This is a genomic window from Romboutsia lituseburensis (genome assembly GCF_024723825.1).
GTDB classification, from domain to species: domain Bacteria; phylum Bacillota; class Clostridia; order Peptostreptococcales; family Peptostreptococcaceae; genus Romboutsia_F; species Romboutsia_F lituseburensis_A.
On sequence record NZ_JANQBQ010000001.1, the window covers coordinates 1,245,063 to 1,261,095 of the forward strand.

The window sequence follows — 16,033 nt, forward strand, 5'->3', positions numbered from 1 at the left end:
TTTTAAGGTATTTTTACTTATCAATATCAGACATTTCTAATTTTACAACTTCTCTAAATGCCATATTTTTTATGCTTTTATCCTTAACTATTTTATCACAGTGTTTTATTGGTAGTATAACTTCAAAGGTACTCCCCTTATTTTCTTGACTATACACATTTATGTGCCCATTGTGTATTTTTATTATTTCATCCACTATACATAAGCCAACCCCACTTCCTTCGTTACTTCTTGATAAAGATGAATCTATTTGATAAAATCTATGAAAAATTTGTTCTATTTTATCTTTAGCCATACCTATACCATTATCTTTGATAGCTATGCTCACATTTTCTTTATATTTTTTCATATATACTTCTATTTTTCCATTTTTATTAGTAAATTTTATAGCATTGGATAATAGATTTAAAATAGCTCGTTCTATTTTTTCTAAATCTATACAAGTTATAATTTCTTCATCTTCTGTATCAAATATTAAATCTATATTTTTCTGATTTGCAAAATCTATACTTTCTTCAACAACTTCTTCAACTACATAAACAATATTTACTTCTTTAAATTTACACTCATATAAACTGGCTTCAAATTTTGATATATCGATCAAATTATTAATTAATCTTGTTAATCTATTTGAATTTTGATTTATTTTATTTATTTTTTCAAGCAAATAATCCTTATTAGTTTCATCTTGTTGCACTTTAATTTCTAACAGCTTACAAATACTTATTATAACGTTTAAAGGTGTCCTAAATTCATGACTCATATTTACAATAAAATCTGTTTTTAATTTTTCTCTTTCTTTTGCTAATACATATAATTTTTTATTCTGGCTACTTCTTTTCTTTTCAAGATATATTATAAACATAGTAGCAACAAATATAAATCCTACTATAAAAAGAATTATTGCTATTGCATTTTTATCTTTTTTAGGAATTAATAATTCATGTTTTTTTCGATTTAAGATAATACTACCTTTAGGTATATTTTTTATTTCTATATCATAATTATATATTTCATTATAGTCAAATATATAACTTCCTTCCGGCTCATTTGTTAGAGAAATATTTTCAACACTTTCACCATCTAATATTCTTAATATCATTTTAGCACTAACAATACCATTTCGCTGCCCAATATCCATATATCCACCTATAATTCCTGACTTTGCATAATCTGCTCTATCTGTATATAATGGTGCATTTGATACTTCTTTTAAATTATTTACAAATATTTTAGGCCTTATATAGTTGTTTTCCTTATCCTTAAATACACCAGATATTATAATTGCTTCTTCCTTATCTAATGCTTTTACTTTCGATAATATTTCTTCTTCGTAATTACTTTGTATAAAATTAATTTTTACATACTTTTCTAACAAATATGAACTATTTACTATATCATATTTTATTTTTTCATTATAAAATGTATTATCTAATAAAATATTTATATTCTGTATATCAGGTTGCAATTTAGTTATAATATCTATTATTTGCAATTTATTTTTTGAATCAATAAATCCTGTTATATATTTTTTTTCATCTTTAGTTAAGTAGACCTCTTGGTTTACACCTATAAAAACTAAGGGCTTTTTATTAAAAATACTATGTTTATTAAAAATTTCTGGCTTTATAGCATCATATGATTCATCATCTACAGTGACAATTAAATCAATATTTATATCGCTATATTTAATTTTTAATAGCTCTCTAAATTTATCTATATATTCCTCATCACTTCTTTTCTTACTATCTAGGTATTCAATATTTAAATTTATATCATATTTACCATTTTTTTTAAGCTCATCTTGAATACCTTTTAAGACCGAAAGTTCCCATAAATTTTTGCTATCATATGAGTTTATAATAAGGATATTCTTATTTTCAGCTTTATAATCCTCTTTCGCTAAAATATCTATCTTAAAACCTATTGAAATAAATAAAATCATCACAATTAGTATCCTTGTTTTATTCATTTGATGTCAAACGCTCCTTTGAATGTTTTTATATAAGTCTTAATTATATTAGATTACTTTTTATTATCTACATCTATTTTATAAAAAATTCATATATCAATTCTAAATTAAAGCTATTTTACACTATATTAATTACAATTAACTTGAACGTTATAATTTATTTGCTATTTAATGTCCCATTTTTAACATAAAAAGCATATATGTATATTACGTAGTAAAACTACAAATTAAAATATTTAACATGGAGTGTTGTATATGTATAAAGACTATATAGGAAAAGACAACAATTGCAACAATGATTGCAAGAAGCCTTCTTATTGTAAGACTTCTATATGTTCTTCAAAATCTTGTTCTTGTGATGTAAATCACAAAAAATCTACCAAAAAGAGTTGTAAGAATATGAATACAGGATCTTGTCCTGTTTTTGTATATCCTGTAGATTTAGCTGATTGTCAAATCTACAATATCTTATGTAGCTGTATTGGAAAAGTAGTGGGGTTGAAATTAGAAAATAGTGAATGTATTTTAAGACTACGCATTTGCAAAGTTAATCATTGCGCTGTTATGGGGAAAACTTCTTCTGGAAAAGGTCCTATTTATATCAAATTAAATACTATTCAGTATATTGATTTAGGTAAAGAAACTTATATAAATCCTTTATGCAATGTAGGAAATTGTAATACTGCTGGTATACCTGGTCCTGCCGGTCCTAAAGGAGATAAAGGAGATGTAGGTCCTACTGGCTCTAAAGGTGATAAGGGAGATATAGGCCCTATAGGTCCTCAAGGTCCTGCTGGCTCTAAAGGTGATAAGGGAGATATAGGCCCTATGGGTCCTCAAGGTCCTGCTGGAGCAGCAAGCTCTAAAGGTGAAAAAGGAGATAAAGGGGATGTAGGTCCTCAAGGCCCTGCTGGCCCTAAAGGTGATAAGGGCGATATGGGTCCTCAAGGTATTTGTGATTGTCCTATTATTCCTGAACCTAAGGCAAAAGAAAAATATATACCACCTAAAAAAGTTCCTTATAAAAAGTAAAATAAAAAGAGAGACTTTAAAAAGTCTCTCTTTTTATTTTACTGCTTCTACCCAATTTTTACTGGTAACATAAATGTCTCTTTCTTTAAGAATTGATGATACAACAGCATATCCATCACAATCAAGTTTTTTTAGATTTTCTAAATTATTTAGATTGATTCCACCTATTAAAACAATTGGTATATCTACTATTTTTTTTATTTCTCCTACAGTCTTATAAGAAACTGATTTTGCATCTAATTTAGTTGATGTAGAGTACATAGCTCCAACACCAATATAATCAGCTCCATCCTGTTTTGCTTTTTTTGCTTCATTTAAATTTCTAGCAGAAACACCTAATATTTTATTCTTCCCTATAATATTTCTTATAAATTTAGCATCTATATCACTTTGCCCAACATGCACACCATCAGCATCACAAATCATAGCAATATCAACTCTATCATTTATGATAAATGGAATATTATATTTTCGTGTTATTTCTCTAAGTTTAAATGCTTTTTCTAAAAATTCTTTACCTGATGTATCTTTTTCTCTTAGCTGAACCATAGTAACTCCGCCTCTTATTGCATCTTCTATGCATCTATAAAAGTCTCTATCCTCTAAAATATCATTATCTGTTACTAAATATAACTTTAATTTGTTTCTTATAGCATTTTTCATAATTATTTATTCAGCTAGTACTAACTGTTTTTCCTCCTTTTTGTCATTTTTTAGGTCTAATTTATAAAAATGATGTACTGGCCCAACGCCATGACCTATATCAAAGCTATTTTCAATAGCATTTGTTATATATTCTTTGCTTAACTTTACAGCCTCTTTAATATCATATCCTAACGCTAAGTGTGATGCTATAGCTGACGATATTGTACATCCAGTTCCATGAGTATTTTTTCTATTTAATCTTTTGCTTTTAAATATTTCAAATGTTTCTTTTCCAATTAGCAAGTCTATTGCATCTCCTTCTAAATGTCCGCCTTTCATCAATACATATTTAGGACCCATACTTAGTATTTCATTTCCTACTACCTTCATATCTTCTACTGTTTTTATTTTAATTCCTGTTATTTCTTCAGCTTCTGGAATATTCGGTGTTACTATATATGCCATTGGTATTAAATATTTTATTAAATTAGCCTTAGCTTCTGGTCTTAATAAACTATACCCACTCTTAGATATCATGACTGGATCTACTACTAAATTTTCTACATTATACTTTTTTAAAGTATTAGCTATCTCAAGTATGATTTCAGGACTGGATACCATCCCAATTTTTGTCGACTTAGGTTTTATATCTTCAAATACTACCTCTATTTGTTTTTTTATAATATTTTGGCTTAATTCTTCTACATCAAATACACCTTGTGTATTCTGTGCTGTTACAGCAGTTATCACACTCATTCCATATGTTCCTATTGCACTAAATGTTTTTAAATCAGCTTGAATACCTGCGCCCCCACTTGAATCGGAACCTGCTATTGTTAATGTAGGTATTTTATAATTTTTCATATTTATCCCCCTTATCTTTAGTAAAAATTTATAGTATTATTTTATAAAATAAAAAGCTATACCTAGATTAGGTATAGCTTTAATACACTTGTTTAAATATTGTAATATTTAGAGTTATGTACAAGCTTTCCTACGCTGGCATTACCCAGATCAGGTATAAGGGTCAGTTTATACTTCTCAGCCTAAAGGCTCCCCTAGCTATATTTATTATTTATTTACAATTTAATTATAGTATTTTTACTATAATTGTCAATTAATTATTATTTTTTAATTTTCTGTTTATTATTTTAATTCTTCGATTTTTCCTAGGCTATAATATAATTTATTTTCAAGTTCTTGTATAAATTCATTTCCATTTTCTATAATCCACAGCTTTTTAATTCGAGAGCATCTCTTTATATAACTTTCTAATTTCATAGCTTTACTTCTACTGTCACTTATAAAAAATATTTCTAAATTTCTATAGCCTCTAACCCTAGTATATTTTGAATTTATTCCTCTTTCATGTTCTTTCATCCTTCTTTTTATATCGGTTGTATATCCGGTATAAAGAGAATTATCCATACACCTAATTATATATGTAAAATGCATATTGTACCTCATTTATTTTTTTATAATAAAAAATGATACTATAATATGCACTTTTATTCAATGAATTTATTTAGTTTCTTTAATCAAATCTCTTTCGTTTTTTTGACCTCTCATTCTAACTATATTAGCAGCTACACCAACCACTGTTGCTCCGTCAGGCACATCTTTTAAAACCACTGCATTTGCTCCTATCTTAGAGTTAGAGCCTATATTTATAGGTCCTAATACTTTTGCACCTGCACCAATTATAACATCATCTCCAACCGTTGGGTGCCTTTTTCCTGTATCTTTACCTGTTCCACCTAATGTAGTTCCATGATATATAGTTACTCTATTTCCAACTTCTGCAGTTTCTCCTATTACAACTCCCATTCCATGATCAATTAAAATACTATCTCCTAATGTAGCTCCTGGGTGAATTTCTATCCCTGTTAAAAATCTAGCTATTTGAGATAATAATCTGGCTGCAAAAAATAATTTATGCTTATATAAAAAATGAGTAAATATATGAACTAACCTAGCATGTATAGATGGATAAAGTAAAAAAACCTCTATTTTACTTCTTGCTGCAGGGTCATTTTCCATAATATACTCTATGTCTTTATTTATTTTTTTTAACACTTGTATCACCTCTATTTAAATATTTCCATAGATATATATTTTTCAATTCCATCAGGAGCAATTGTAACTATTTTTTTATCAGAATATATTTTAGATACTTTCAAAGCACCTATAACATTTGCACCCGAAGATAATCCGACTAATATACCTTCTTTCTCAGAAAGCATTCTGACACCTTCAAATGCTTCATCATCTTTTATAGTTAAAACCATGTCAACTAGTGATTCATCGTAATTTTTAGGTATAAATCCAGCTCCAATACCCTGAATTTTATGAGATCCACTGATACCTTTTGATATAACTGGCGAATTTTCAGGTTCTATAGCTACTATAATTACATTTGGATTTTTTTCTTTTAAATATCTTGCAACTCCAGTTAATGTTCCTCCAGTACCAACACCACATACAAACACATCCAAGTCTTTTACTTGATTTAATATTTCAACTCCAGTCGTTTTATAATGACCATATGGGTTATCTTCATTTTCAAATTGATTTAAACTTTTATAATGTTTATTTTCATTTAAAAGTTCTTGTGCTTTTTTAATGGATCCGCTCATTCCACGTTTTCCTTCTGTAAGTACAAGTTTTGCCCCATAAGCTTTCATCAACTCTCTTCTTTCTATACTCATAGTCTCTGGCATAACTATTATCACTTCATAACCTTTTAACTTACCTATCATTGCTAGTGCTATCCCGGTATTGCCACTTGTTGCTTCAACTAGTACATCACCTTTTTTCAAAACCCCTCTTTTTTCCAATCCATCTATCATAAAATATACAGCTCTATCCTTTATACTACCTCCAGGATTATATTTTTCTAATTTTATATATATACTTGAACTTTCTAATTTATTTAATTTAAGCATAGGTGTATTACCTATCATTTCTAATATACTCTCATTCACCATATAACTACCTCCAAATTTTATTATCAAAATGATAATGATAAGTTTATTATATTATTATCATTTTGATAATGCAACTATATAATTTTATTTATATAATATTTTTTAATTTTTATATCCTATTTATAAGCTAAACATATTGAAAAAAGTACATTTTGTTAAATATATATTTTTTTCAAAAAGAAATGTTTTTATATATAATAAAAAATACCTGAAATATATTTCAGGTATTTTTATATTAATTAAATAATGTATCTCCCATGCTAGCAAACATTTGAAGCATCAAATATGATTTTATATCTATAATTTCATCACTTTTTAAAATTTCTTTTGCTTCTTCCTTAGAGATAAGCATTGATTCTATATCTTCATCATCTTCTAAAAACTCATTACTCAGTTCTCCTTCACATGTACAGTACACAAATGCTACTGATTCATCTGTCATTCCAGGTGATAAATAAACTTTTTGTCTACTTTTTACATAATTTATTTTCAAAAGATCTAATCCTGTTTCTTCCTTAAGCTCTCTAGCTACTGTACTTTCCATTGATTCATCATTATCCACAAGTCCAGCTGGAAGTTCATATATATAGTTATTTATAGGCACTCTAAATTGCTTTATCAAAACTAATTTATTTTCTGATTCATGAAAAGCTGCTATTACTACAGCATCAATCTTATCCTCTTTTTCTTCTAAGTAAACTTCTTTTAATTCATCTTCATTTTTTCTTGATGCAACCATCCAATGTCTATCTTCATTTTGCTTATTTCTATATTCAACATCATATAGACCTACAAATTTAGTCTCAACTAAGGTCTTTACATCTTTAATTTTGTTATTCACTTAATCTACTCCCTTCAATTATTTCAGTTACTATACTAATTTTTATTATAACAATAATTTATTTTTTTATCATTAATTTTAAATTTATGATATATTTATATAAAAGTTACACTTAAGATTGAAAGGAGATTTTTATGTATAATTTAAATTTCAAATATGTTTTTCTTTATATTTTAATTATAAATTTCATAGGATTTCTATCTATGTATATAGATAAAAAAAGAGCTATAAATAATCAATTTAGAATAAGTGAGAGAACACTTTTATTATTAAGTATACTCGGAGGTAGTATTGGTTCTTTTGTTGGAATGCATAAATTTAGACATAAAACTAAAAAGAGAAAATTTACAGTAGGTATACCTCTAATATTTATCATTGAATCTTTTTTAATAATTCAAATAATATAATAATTAAATTAAATAAAAAATGGTGTAAAAGAGTTATCTTTTACACCATTTTTTATTTAAACTATGCTAATGTTTTAAATTCATATCCATTGTCTTTGAAATATTTTATTATCTCTGGTAGTGCTTTTGCAGTTTCTTCTTTTCCGTAAGTGTCATGCATTAGTATTACTACCATTTCTTTACCTTCAGCTGTTTTTTTAGCATGTTCTGCTAATTCGCTTGCATTTTTCTTTCTTCCTTCTGCATCTGCATTTAAAGCATTCCAGTCTATAGATGCCATATTATTTTCATTTAAGTAAGCATCTAATGTATCCATACCTTTCCAAGACATATGTCCTCCTGGACATCTTAAAACTCTTGTAGAGAAATATGGACTTATTACTCTTTTTAATATTTCATCTGTCTTATTAAAATCTGCTAAGAAATTATCTAAATTAAGAGTTCTACCAGGATATAAATATTTATAATCATGACTGTATGAATGATTTGCTATTGCATTCCCTTCATCAAAAGCTCTTTTAACAAGTGCTTCTGCAGGTTTTCCACCTCTTTCGATATTTTGACCAGTTACAAAGAATGTTGCCTTAACATTATTTTGCTTTAATGTATCCAATATTTGTGGTGTTACTGTTGTTGAAGATCCATCATCAAATGTTAAAAATACTATTTTTTCTCCGTTGTTTGTATAATCATAAGTTTTTAGTTTTTCTGAAACTTTTAGTGCATCATATGAGTACTGCTTAGCATCATGGTTAACTCCGACCATTCTCTTTTTAGCTTCTTCTTCTTCTTTACGTTTTTTTTCAGCTGCAATTCTTTCAGCCTCTGCTTTTTTCTCTTGTACTATTTTTTCTTCTTTCTTTTCAGCGATATAAGATGTAGTTGCGCCTACTCCCTTTACTCCTAAAAATATAACTAACAGTGCTGCAACTGCTGTTATTCCTAATTTTTTTGGATTTAATTTCTTTTTCTTTTTACCAAAGTTTATTTTTTGATTAGCCATTAAGCTCCCCCTCCTCTGTCCTATTTTGTCGTTTTTCAATCTATTAATTATTATATTATTTTTTTAAAAAATGTCCACTAGATAAAAATTACAGTTTTGTATCCAAACTAAACAAGCTATTTTTACGTCTAGCTACATTTTTATTTAAATTGTACCACAAAAAGACTTTTTTTATTTTTCTTATACAAGATTCATCGTATCACAACTTAATTTTTTTTACAATTAAAAACAGGTAATTAATTCTTAATAAGAATTAATTACCTATACTACTTTAATGCATTATTCCCATTGATATATTCATAATAAAACTTAATATAAATAAAGCTGTAAGTATATACATCGGAACAGATACTTCTTTACCTCTTCCAGAAGCCAATTTTAAAACAGTATATACTATAAATCCTAAAGCTATACCATTTACTATATTATAAGTAAGAGGTATTAGTGCAACTATAAATATTATAGATATGTTATCTATTAAGTCCCCTTTTTTCATATCAAAGAAAGTTTGTATCATCAAAAATCCTATAAATATTAATACACTACTTATTACTCCATCAGGAATTAATTTAAGTATAGGTATTAAAAATAGCGATGCTAAGAATAATATTCCTGATGTAAATGCAGCTATCTTTCCTTTTGCGCCTGCACTTATACCTGAGAAATTTTCTGCAGCAACAATTGTTGGGCTAGTTCCAAACATACCTGCTATCATATTTGATATTCCTGCTATTGTAAATGGTTTTTGGAATTCATCAATTCTTCCTATAGCTTCCATTTGACCATATAAAATTCCCATATTTTCAAATACAATAACAATAGTTATAGAGAATACTGCAACTATAAATGGTATTGTTAAAATATTTTTAAACGACATAGCTAAAAATACATCTGTAAATGCACCTATGTTAAATGATGCAAAATCTAAATTACTTAAACTTGTAACTCCCATAAATAAAGCTAATATAGTTCCTGCTATTATACTTATAAGTAAATTTCCACCTACATTTCTAGCATTTAAAACTAAAATAATTAAAAGTGTAACTATACTTAATAATGTTTCTTTTTGAGTAATATCTCCAAGTGCTACCATAGTATTTTCATTTGAAACTACAAGGCCACTTTTTTGTAAACCTATAAATAAAATAAAGAACCCTACTCCAACAGTTATTGCATGTTTTAAATTACTTGGAATTGACTTCATAAGTATTGGAGTTATTTTAGTACTTGCAATAATAGTAAATATTATCCCACTTATAAATACAGCTCCTAAGGCATCTTGCCATGGTAGCCCTATTGAATTTACTATTGTGTAAGTAAATAATGAATTAATACCCATACCAGGCACAACTATGAATGGCGTGTTTGAAAATAGACCTATTAACACAGTAGATATACTACATGTAAGTATTGTTGCTATCATAGCAGCATCTGGATTAATACCAGCATCAGACAATATAAGTGCATTTGTCATTATAATATATACACTTGCTATAAATGTAGTTACTCCTGCTAATATTTCTGTTTTTAGATCTGTTTTGAATACGTTCGCTTGATTTTGTTCTAAATTATTTGGTAATCTTTCGTTCATTCCTCTTCCCTCGTAAAATATGTCCCTCGCCCACCCACATTAATTATGCTTCTATATATTATCATTTTTTTTGATGTAAGTCTATATTCTGACATATTTTTACCTCTTTCTGTCAATATTTTTCATTTTAATGTCAATATTTTTCAAATATATTAATTCATTATTATTTTGAGTTAAATAAAAAAAATAATACCTAATCTAAAATAAAATTTTGTAAATACCTAAATAACTCCAAATCTTCTTCTACTATAGCTATTACTTCATCATTTGCCTTTATGAAAAAATAGCCACTTAACTCTTCATCTTCATTCAATTCAAAGTATATATCATCTTTTACAATTGCTTCTTTTTCCTTTTTAAATTCGTCATTTAATGAATCTATATTTTGTTCATATAATATTTTTTCTAAAACTGTAGTACCAGAAACTTTTGTAGCCGCTACCATATAAACAGCTAATTCTTGTATATAAGTTATCAAATTTTCACCATGTAAATGATTCTGTATAAATTTTTTTAGCTTATTATTTTTATTATTTATAGGATACAAATCTATTAATAATTCTTCAAAAGTCATCTCTTACCCCCTTATACAGGTATTTTTATTATAATTATGCATGTTGATGTATTAAAATTACTGTATTTGATTTTTTTACATTTTAATATAAATAAAAAGTGAACTGTTTTTATACAGTTCACTTTTTATTTATATTTTAGAATCTGAAATATCATTATTTTTTATTAACTCATTATGATTATCAACTGATTCTTTTTTTAATTCAGTATCATCTTTCTTTTTTTGTTTCTAACTATAATCAACTTACTTATACATCCTGCTACTAAAACACCTATAAAGGCGCCTGTCGAATCTACCATAACATCTCTTATTTCTCCACTTCTGCCTAAGACGAATAGTTGATGAAATTCATCTGTACATGCATATAAAAAAGTTAATGAAAATGCTATAGCGCAAGTTTTTAATATATTTACTTTATTATATTTGTGTAAATATATTAAGATAGCTAAAACAAAAAATAAAAACATGTGAGCAGATTTTCTAATAATAAATTCACCAATTTTAATATCCATAAGGTATGAAACTATATCTCCTACAAATGGAATTGGACTTAAAAATGATATAACTCCACCAGATTGGGCTGATGATACTGTTGCTGGTTGTGCTGACATATAAAATATAAAACACATCCATAATACAATTAATATGAAATATATTTTTTTCTTCATTCTAATCACCATCCCTAAAAATAAATAATTTAAATTATATCATACTTTTTAATATTTTTTTCAATTAGATTTTTTAATAAGGTGTTTATTAAAAATAAAGACCCTATAGATAGGGTCTTTAGATAAAAAATTATTACTTTTTACTTTCCTAATAAAGAAATTACTTTATTTATTAATTTATTTTGGATTCCTCCTCCAGCTTTTACTATTGATTTAGAGCTCTTAGAGTTTAAAATATTTCCTACTATAATTACTGGCGCATTATCTATAGATGCTATTGGTCCTGTTGATAAAGCATCTATTAATTCTTTTCCCTTTACTATGTATGCTGTCTCTAAGCCTTTATCATAAAACTTTTCTAGCACTTTATTATCAACACTATTCTGACTACCTATAATATATGCATCTTCTAATTGTTCTCCTTTCATCCAATTTATATGCTGAATTATTTATGTCTTGTTTTTCTGATAAAATTATAGGCATTTTTTTAGTTGCCGATATTGATGAGATAGATAGTGCATCTGCCTCCCCATTTCCACCTGCAATTATTACATTTTTAATACCCAATCTTTTTATTTCATCTTTAGTTTCTTTAGATAGGCTATGTCCATTAGTTAAAAGTATCGGTGATTTTTTATAAGCAGCTAATGGTGTTACTGTTAACCCATCTGCTAAAGAATTTCCATTAACTATAACTACCGTATCTGCCTTATCAAATTTACTTTGGCTCAATTTGATTGCAGTTTCATATCTATCACTGCCTTCTATAGATGTATACCCTAATTTACTATCTACTGAATCATATATAGCATTTGCAATAAGTCTATACGCACCTTTAGTATGTGCTTTATTTGTTATTGTGTTAGCATATAACGTCACTGTCGTATCTTCTAAATCCGTCGTTACTCCCATTGTTTTACCTTTAACTTGCTCATTATTTGGCCACCAACCTGATACATAGAAATCATTTTCATTTGAAACTTTAGCAATTTTTTTAACTCCTCTTGGCACACTATTTATCCATGAACCATTAGCTGTATATATATACTTTTCATTGTCATATCCACATGTAGCTCTATCGTCTAGATATTCTCCTTTTAACAATCCCTCATGATAAGAATCTGTTTTACCTAACTTTAATCCTGGTATAACTTTTTCTCCTACATTTACAATTGAGTCTTCTCCTACTCCTAAGTAGTCTACTCCATTTTTTAAATCTTTAGGATTAACAGCTCCAGTATCATCAATTATTATATTACTATCTTCTAATTTGTTAACTACATTAAACCCTAACTCATTTAAAATAAACTTACTATATGATCCAGTTGCATAAACTTTAGGCTCTCTTAATTTTAAAGTTGGAATATCATCTTTAAATAGCTCTACATCTAATGTATATTTTTTAGATATCTCATTTAAATCTTTTTTATCTATTACATAGTCTCCTTCTTCATTAGTTTTACTATCTTTAGCTAGTATTGATACAGTTTTATTTTTACTTAATAATTCATTTATAGCCTTTATAGCATCATTATTACTATTTTTTATAATGTATTTGTCATTATTTCCAGTTATTTTAGTTTGTATTTTATCTACTGATTTAATTGACTTTAGCTTACCTTTAAATACATCTTTATTTCTAACTTCATAATTATCAAAACCTCTAACATCAGGAAAATTCATGACTATTTCGGCGCACACTTCTTTAAAGTCTGATGCATTTATTCCATCATACAATACTAAATTTGCATATCCTCTTTTTGCTTGATGCATATCAACCACATAGCTTCCTTTTGGATATATTATATCTCCAATCTTAGTGTCATTATCTAATACGTCTACTTTTACCCCATTTCTCAATAAATATTTTACTGTGTCCTGAACTTCTGGTATATTTTTTTGAAGCTTATTATCTACAGGTAGAACATAATACTCAGGGAAGAAATTTTCATTATCTCCTCTTGGTCTTCCTATAGATTCACCTTTAGAGTTTACAAAATATTTATCAGCTTCTCTATTATCCTCACCATTAACTCCACGTTTATAATATTCTAATTGACTAATAAATAATTCATCTTTTCCATCTAGTACAAATGATGATGCACCTAATATTGCATTAACGAATGCATCTACAGAATCTTGATTAAATTCTGGTACTTCTATTGTATGGGACATTGCACCATGGTGAAGTGCATAAGTTCCTATATATGTAGCTGTTGCATCATCCCATCCACCATTTACACCATAATCTTCAAAAGGTACTTCATAACTATCATACTTAGTATTAGCAATACCAGCATTTCCCATAGCATGTGCTTGAGCTGTTGCATTTTTAGCAATTAAATCGTATTCATAGTTAGGATCATGTGGTGGTGTACATGGATCTATTAAAAATCCTTTAATAAATCCATGTAAATCAAGGAATGAAATTGGATTCCACTTAGCTATTTGTTCAACTATACTTAGTGTTTCTACTTGTGTTTGATAACCATTATCTCTGTTTAAATCAAATCCATTTGCATTGGCTCTTGTATTATAGTATCTACCATCTGGATTTTCAGTTATACTCATAACAAAAATTACATTTTCTAATAAGTCCTTTACATTTAGCTCTACATCTATTTCTTTATTGTTTTTATCTATAGTTTTATATTTTATAACATCTTGTGTAGTTAATTTCTTTAATAGTTCTAATTGTGCATCAACCCCTGGAGCTTCATCTGCATGTATATTATTTATAAATATAGGTATTTTATAATCTCCAATAGCTTTATTTTTTATTTTTTGTTGTAATTGTTCTGGGTTTTCAAGCATCATTGGAACTGTGTCATTAAGATATTTATCTACGGAAGATTTATCTTTAGCCATAACTACAAAATGCATATCTCTTCCTTCTGCTGATTTTCCTATAGATTCATAATTTAAATATATATTTGATTTGGCATTTTTAAATATTTGTTCTAATTCTGGTTTTAATTCATCATATTTTCTATAACTATCGTATACATTTAACTTCATTGTAGTTTTAAAACTTGTATTTGTTGATGTATCTTCTATTTTCAAATCATAATTTCCTATCATATCAGGATATTTAACACGTATAGATCTAGGGCTTAAATCTACTGTATTGTATAAAAGGTCTACGTTTAAGTCTCCTGTAATAATACTTTTTAATTTTCCATCTTCAATTTTGACTGGATTTATTTTTAAATTTTCTATATTTAAGAAATCTTGTCCACTATAATCTTTCTGATCTGGATTCCAAGTTTTCCATGAACTTATATCCTTTCCCCCAAAAGTCCATTTTAGATTTTCTTCTTTAACCTCATAATTAAACTCTGCATTTATTTTTATCTTTTCTTTTTGAGTCATGGAAATTAACTTATCACTAACTTTAAGTTTATCTAATAAATAATTTTTATTTTTTATATCATTTATAACTAATTTATTACTTATTGGTTTATAGTTATAGCTAAACATCCTATATAAATTTAAATTTTCATCAATATGTTTATAACAATTATTTTGTGCTAGTACTTGTATTTGAATTAAAGAAGATAGCATTAATGATACTATTAATATATTTTTTATACTCATAACATTTCTCTCCTTATATCTATACTTTTTAATATTATAATCTCTTTATATTTCACTTTTTATTAATAAATAGCAAAAAAATCAAGTTAAAATATAACTTGATTTTTTTGCTATTTATTATTTTATTTTTTTTTAATTAAATATCCAGATATCATAACTATTATTATACCTATAAATATAGAGTACTTACTTAATATATTTCCTATTAATATCATATTATTTCCTACTATATACCCCATACTTATAAGTATTGTATTCCATATTGATATTCCTATAGTTGAGTATAGCATAAATGCTACAATATTCATTTTTGTTACTCCAGCTACAATAGATATAAAAGTTCTAGCTAATGGGACTAATCTTGATATCATAACTGAAATTTTATCATATTTAGTTATCCATTTATAAGATGTCTTAATAGATTTTTTAGTTTTGGGATATTTTCTTTTTAAAAAGTCTATTAATGGATTTCCAATCTTATATCCTAGATAATAATTAATTATAGATCCTAAAATACCACCTAATATAGATATAAAAATAACACTTGGCAAATTCATACCAAATTTTAAAGATAATATACCTGCAAATGGTAATACAATCTCACTAGGCAAAGGTGCATTTGCATATTCAAGTGCAACTATTACAAATATACTTATTAATCCATAATCCCTTATAAGATTTTCTACAAACACACTCAATTCCATTTTTAGAATCCT

The 16,033-nt window shown here is 26.9% G+C and carries 16 protein-coding genes and 1 riboswitch; of the genes, 2 read left to right on the forward strand and 14 right to left on the reverse strand.

Annotation, left to right across the window (positions count from 1 at the left end; genetic code table 11):
* Positions 1–13: 13 nt before the first annotated feature.
* Positions 14–1,972 carry a sensor histidine kinase gene (locus tag NWE74_RS06070; protein WP_258242334.1) on the reverse strand — a complete coding sequence of 653 codons (1,959 nt, stop codon included), beginning with the start codon at positions 1,970–1,972 and terminating at the stop codon, positions 14–16.
* A 255-nt stretch (positions 1,973–2,227) separates the two neighbouring features.
* Between NWE74_RS06070 and NWE74_RS06075 the strand changes: the two genes are divergently transcribed.
* A complete protein-coding gene (locus NWE74_RS06075; RefSeq protein ID WP_258242335.1) occupies positions 2,228–3,004 on the forward strand; it encodes a collagen-like protein in 777 nt (258 codons plus the stop codon).
* A gap of 33 nt (positions 3,005–3,037) precedes the next feature.
* Here NWE74_RS06075 and thiE read toward each other — a convergent pair whose 3' ends face one another.
* The 6 genes from thiE to NWE74_RS06105 form a co-directional block, all read right to left on the reverse strand.
* Complete coding sequence (gene thiE, locus NWE74_RS06080) at positions 3,038–3,667, reverse strand: thiamine phosphate synthase (RefSeq protein WP_258242336.1); 630 nt, start codon at positions 3,665–3,667, stop codon at positions 3,038–3,040.
* Positions 3,668–3,673: 6 nt separating this feature from the next.
* Positions 3,674–4,513, reverse strand: coding sequence for a bifunctional hydroxymethylpyrimidine kinase/phosphomethylpyrimidine kinase (gene thiD, locus NWE74_RS06085; RefSeq protein ID WP_258242337.1), 840 nt, complete (start codon positions 4,511–4,513; stop codon positions 3,674–3,676).
* A gap of 110 nt (positions 4,514–4,623) precedes the next feature.
* Positions 4,624–4,719: riboswitch (TPP riboswitch) on the reverse strand.
* Positions 4,720–4,795: 76 nt separating this feature from the next.
* Positions 4,796–5,104, reverse strand: a complete 309-nt coding sequence (locus NWE74_RS06090; protein ID WP_258242338.1) for a GIY-YIG nuclease family protein — start codon at positions 5,102–5,104, stop codon at positions 4,796–4,798.
* Between the two features lie 66 nt (positions 5,105–5,170).
* Entirely contained in the window at positions 5,171–5,725 is a 555-nt protein-coding gene (epsC, locus tag NWE74_RS06095; RefSeq protein WP_258242339.1) for a serine O-acetyltransferase EpsC, read from the reverse strand.
* An 11-nt stretch (positions 5,726–5,736) separates the two neighbouring features.
* Entirely contained in the window at positions 5,737–6,636 is a 900-nt protein-coding gene (cysK, locus tag NWE74_RS06100; RefSeq protein WP_258242340.1) for a cysteine synthase A, read from the reverse strand.
* 235 nt (positions 6,637–6,871) lie between these two features.
* Entirely contained in the window at positions 6,872–7,477 is a 606-nt protein-coding gene (locus NWE74_RS06105; RefSeq protein WP_258242341.1) for an NUDIX hydrolase, read from the reverse strand.
* A gap of 134 nt (positions 7,478–7,611) precedes the next feature.
* On the opposite strand from NWE74_RS06105, the gene NWE74_RS06110 reads away from it, so the two are divergent.
* A complete protein-coding gene (locus NWE74_RS06110) occupies positions 7,612–7,884 on the forward strand; it encodes a DUF1294 domain-containing protein (protein ID WP_258242342.1) in 273 nt (90 codons plus the stop codon).
* Between the two features lie 61 nt (positions 7,885–7,945).
* On the opposite strand, the gene NWE74_RS06115 is transcribed toward NWE74_RS06110, so the two are convergent.
* From NWE74_RS06115 to NWE74_RS06145, 7 genes are all read right to left on the reverse strand, one after another.
* Positions 7,946–8,887, reverse strand: coding sequence for a polysaccharide deacetylase family protein (locus NWE74_RS06115; protein WP_258242343.1), 942 nt, complete (start codon positions 8,885–8,887; stop codon positions 7,946–7,948).
* A gap of 271 nt (positions 8,888–9,158) precedes the next feature.
* Positions 9,159–10,478, reverse strand: a complete 1,320-nt coding sequence (locus tag NWE74_RS06120; protein WP_258242344.1) for an NCS2 family permease — start codon at positions 10,476–10,478, stop codon at positions 9,159–9,161.
* A gap of 193 nt (positions 10,479–10,671) precedes the next feature.
* Positions 10,672–11,052, reverse strand: coding sequence for a hypothetical protein (locus NWE74_RS06125; protein ID WP_258242345.1), 381 nt, complete (start codon positions 11,050–11,052; stop codon positions 10,672–10,674).
* A 197-nt stretch (positions 11,053–11,249) separates the two neighbouring features.
* Positions 11,250–11,720 (reverse strand): VanZ family protein, encoded by a 471-nt coding sequence (locus tag NWE74_RS06130; RefSeq protein ID WP_258242346.1) that lies wholly within the window; start codon positions 11,718–11,720, stop codon positions 11,250–11,252.
* A gap of 140 nt (positions 11,721–11,860) precedes the next feature.
* Positions 11,861–12,148: a cell wall-binding repeat-containing protein gene (locus tag NWE74_RS06135; RefSeq protein WP_258242347.1), complete on the reverse strand. Its 288-nt coding sequence runs from the start codon at positions 12,146–12,148 to the stop codon at positions 11,861–11,863.
* On the reverse strand, positions 12,108–15,317 hold the full coding sequence (locus NWE74_RS06140; RefSeq protein WP_258242348.1) for a cell wall-binding repeat-containing protein: 3,210 nt from the start codon (positions 15,315–15,317) through the stop codon (positions 12,108–12,110). Before NWE74_RS06140 ends, NWE74_RS06135 begins: the two co-directional genes overlap by 41 nt.
* Positions 15,318–15,439: 122 nt before the next feature.
* Positions 15,440–16,021 (reverse strand): DedA family protein, encoded by a 582-nt coding sequence (locus tag NWE74_RS06145; RefSeq protein WP_258242349.1) that lies wholly within the window; start codon positions 16,019–16,021, stop codon positions 15,440–15,442.
* Between the last annotated feature and the right edge of the window lie 12 nt (positions 16,022–16,033).

Bases quoted from the DNA above. Each gene is read 5' to 3' on its own strand.
- NWE74_RS06070 (WP_258242334.1), bottom strand. From the start codon at position 1,972: ATGAATAAAACAAGGATACTAATTGTGATGATTTTATTTATTTCAATA.
- NWE74_RS06075 (WP_258242335.1), top strand. From the start codon at position 2,228: ATGTATAAAGACTATATAGGAAAAGACAACAATTGCAACAATGATTGC.
- thiE (WP_258242336.1), bottom strand. From the start codon at position 3,667: ATGAAAAATGCTATAAGAAACAAATTAAAGTTATATTTAGTAACAGAT.
- thiD (WP_258242337.1), bottom strand. From the start codon at position 4,513: ATGAAAAATTATAAAATACCTACATTAACAATAGCAGGTTCCGATTCA.
- NWE74_RS06090 (WP_258242338.1), bottom strand. From the start codon at position 5,104: ATGCATTTTACATATATAATTAGGTGTATGGATAATTCTCTTTATACC.
- cysK (WP_258242340.1), bottom strand. From the start codon at position 6,636: ATGGTGAATGAGAGTATATTAGAAATGATAGGTAATACACCTATGCTT.
- NWE74_RS06110 (WP_258242342.1), top strand. From the start codon at position 7,612: ATGTATAATTTAAATTTCAAATATGTTTTTCTTTATATTTTAATTATA.
- NWE74_RS06115 (WP_258242343.1), bottom strand. From the start codon at position 8,887: ATGGCTAATCAAAAAATAAACTTTGGTAAAAAGAAAAAGAAATTAAAT.
- NWE74_RS06120 (WP_258242344.1), bottom strand. From the start codon at position 10,478: ATGAACGAAAGATTACCAAATAATTTAGAACAAAATCAAGCGAACGTA.
- NWE74_RS06125 (WP_258242345.1), bottom strand. From the start codon at position 11,052: ATGACTTTTGAAGAATTATTAATAGATTTGTATCCTATAAATAATAAA.
- NWE74_RS06130 (WP_258242346.1), bottom strand. From the start codon at position 11,720: ATGAAGAAAAAAATATATTTCATATTAATTGTATTATGGATGTGTTTT.
- NWE74_RS06135 (WP_258242347.1), bottom strand. From the start codon at position 12,148: ATGAAAGGAGAACAATTAGAAGATGCATATATTATAGGTAGTCAGAAT.
- NWE74_RS06140 (WP_258242348.1), bottom strand. From the start codon at position 15,317: ATGAGTATAAAAAATATATTAATAGTATCATTAATGCTATCTTCTTTA.
- NWE74_RS06145 (WP_258242349.1), bottom strand. From the start codon at position 16,021: ATGGAATTGAGTGTGTTTGTAGAAAATCTTATAAGGGATTATGGATTA.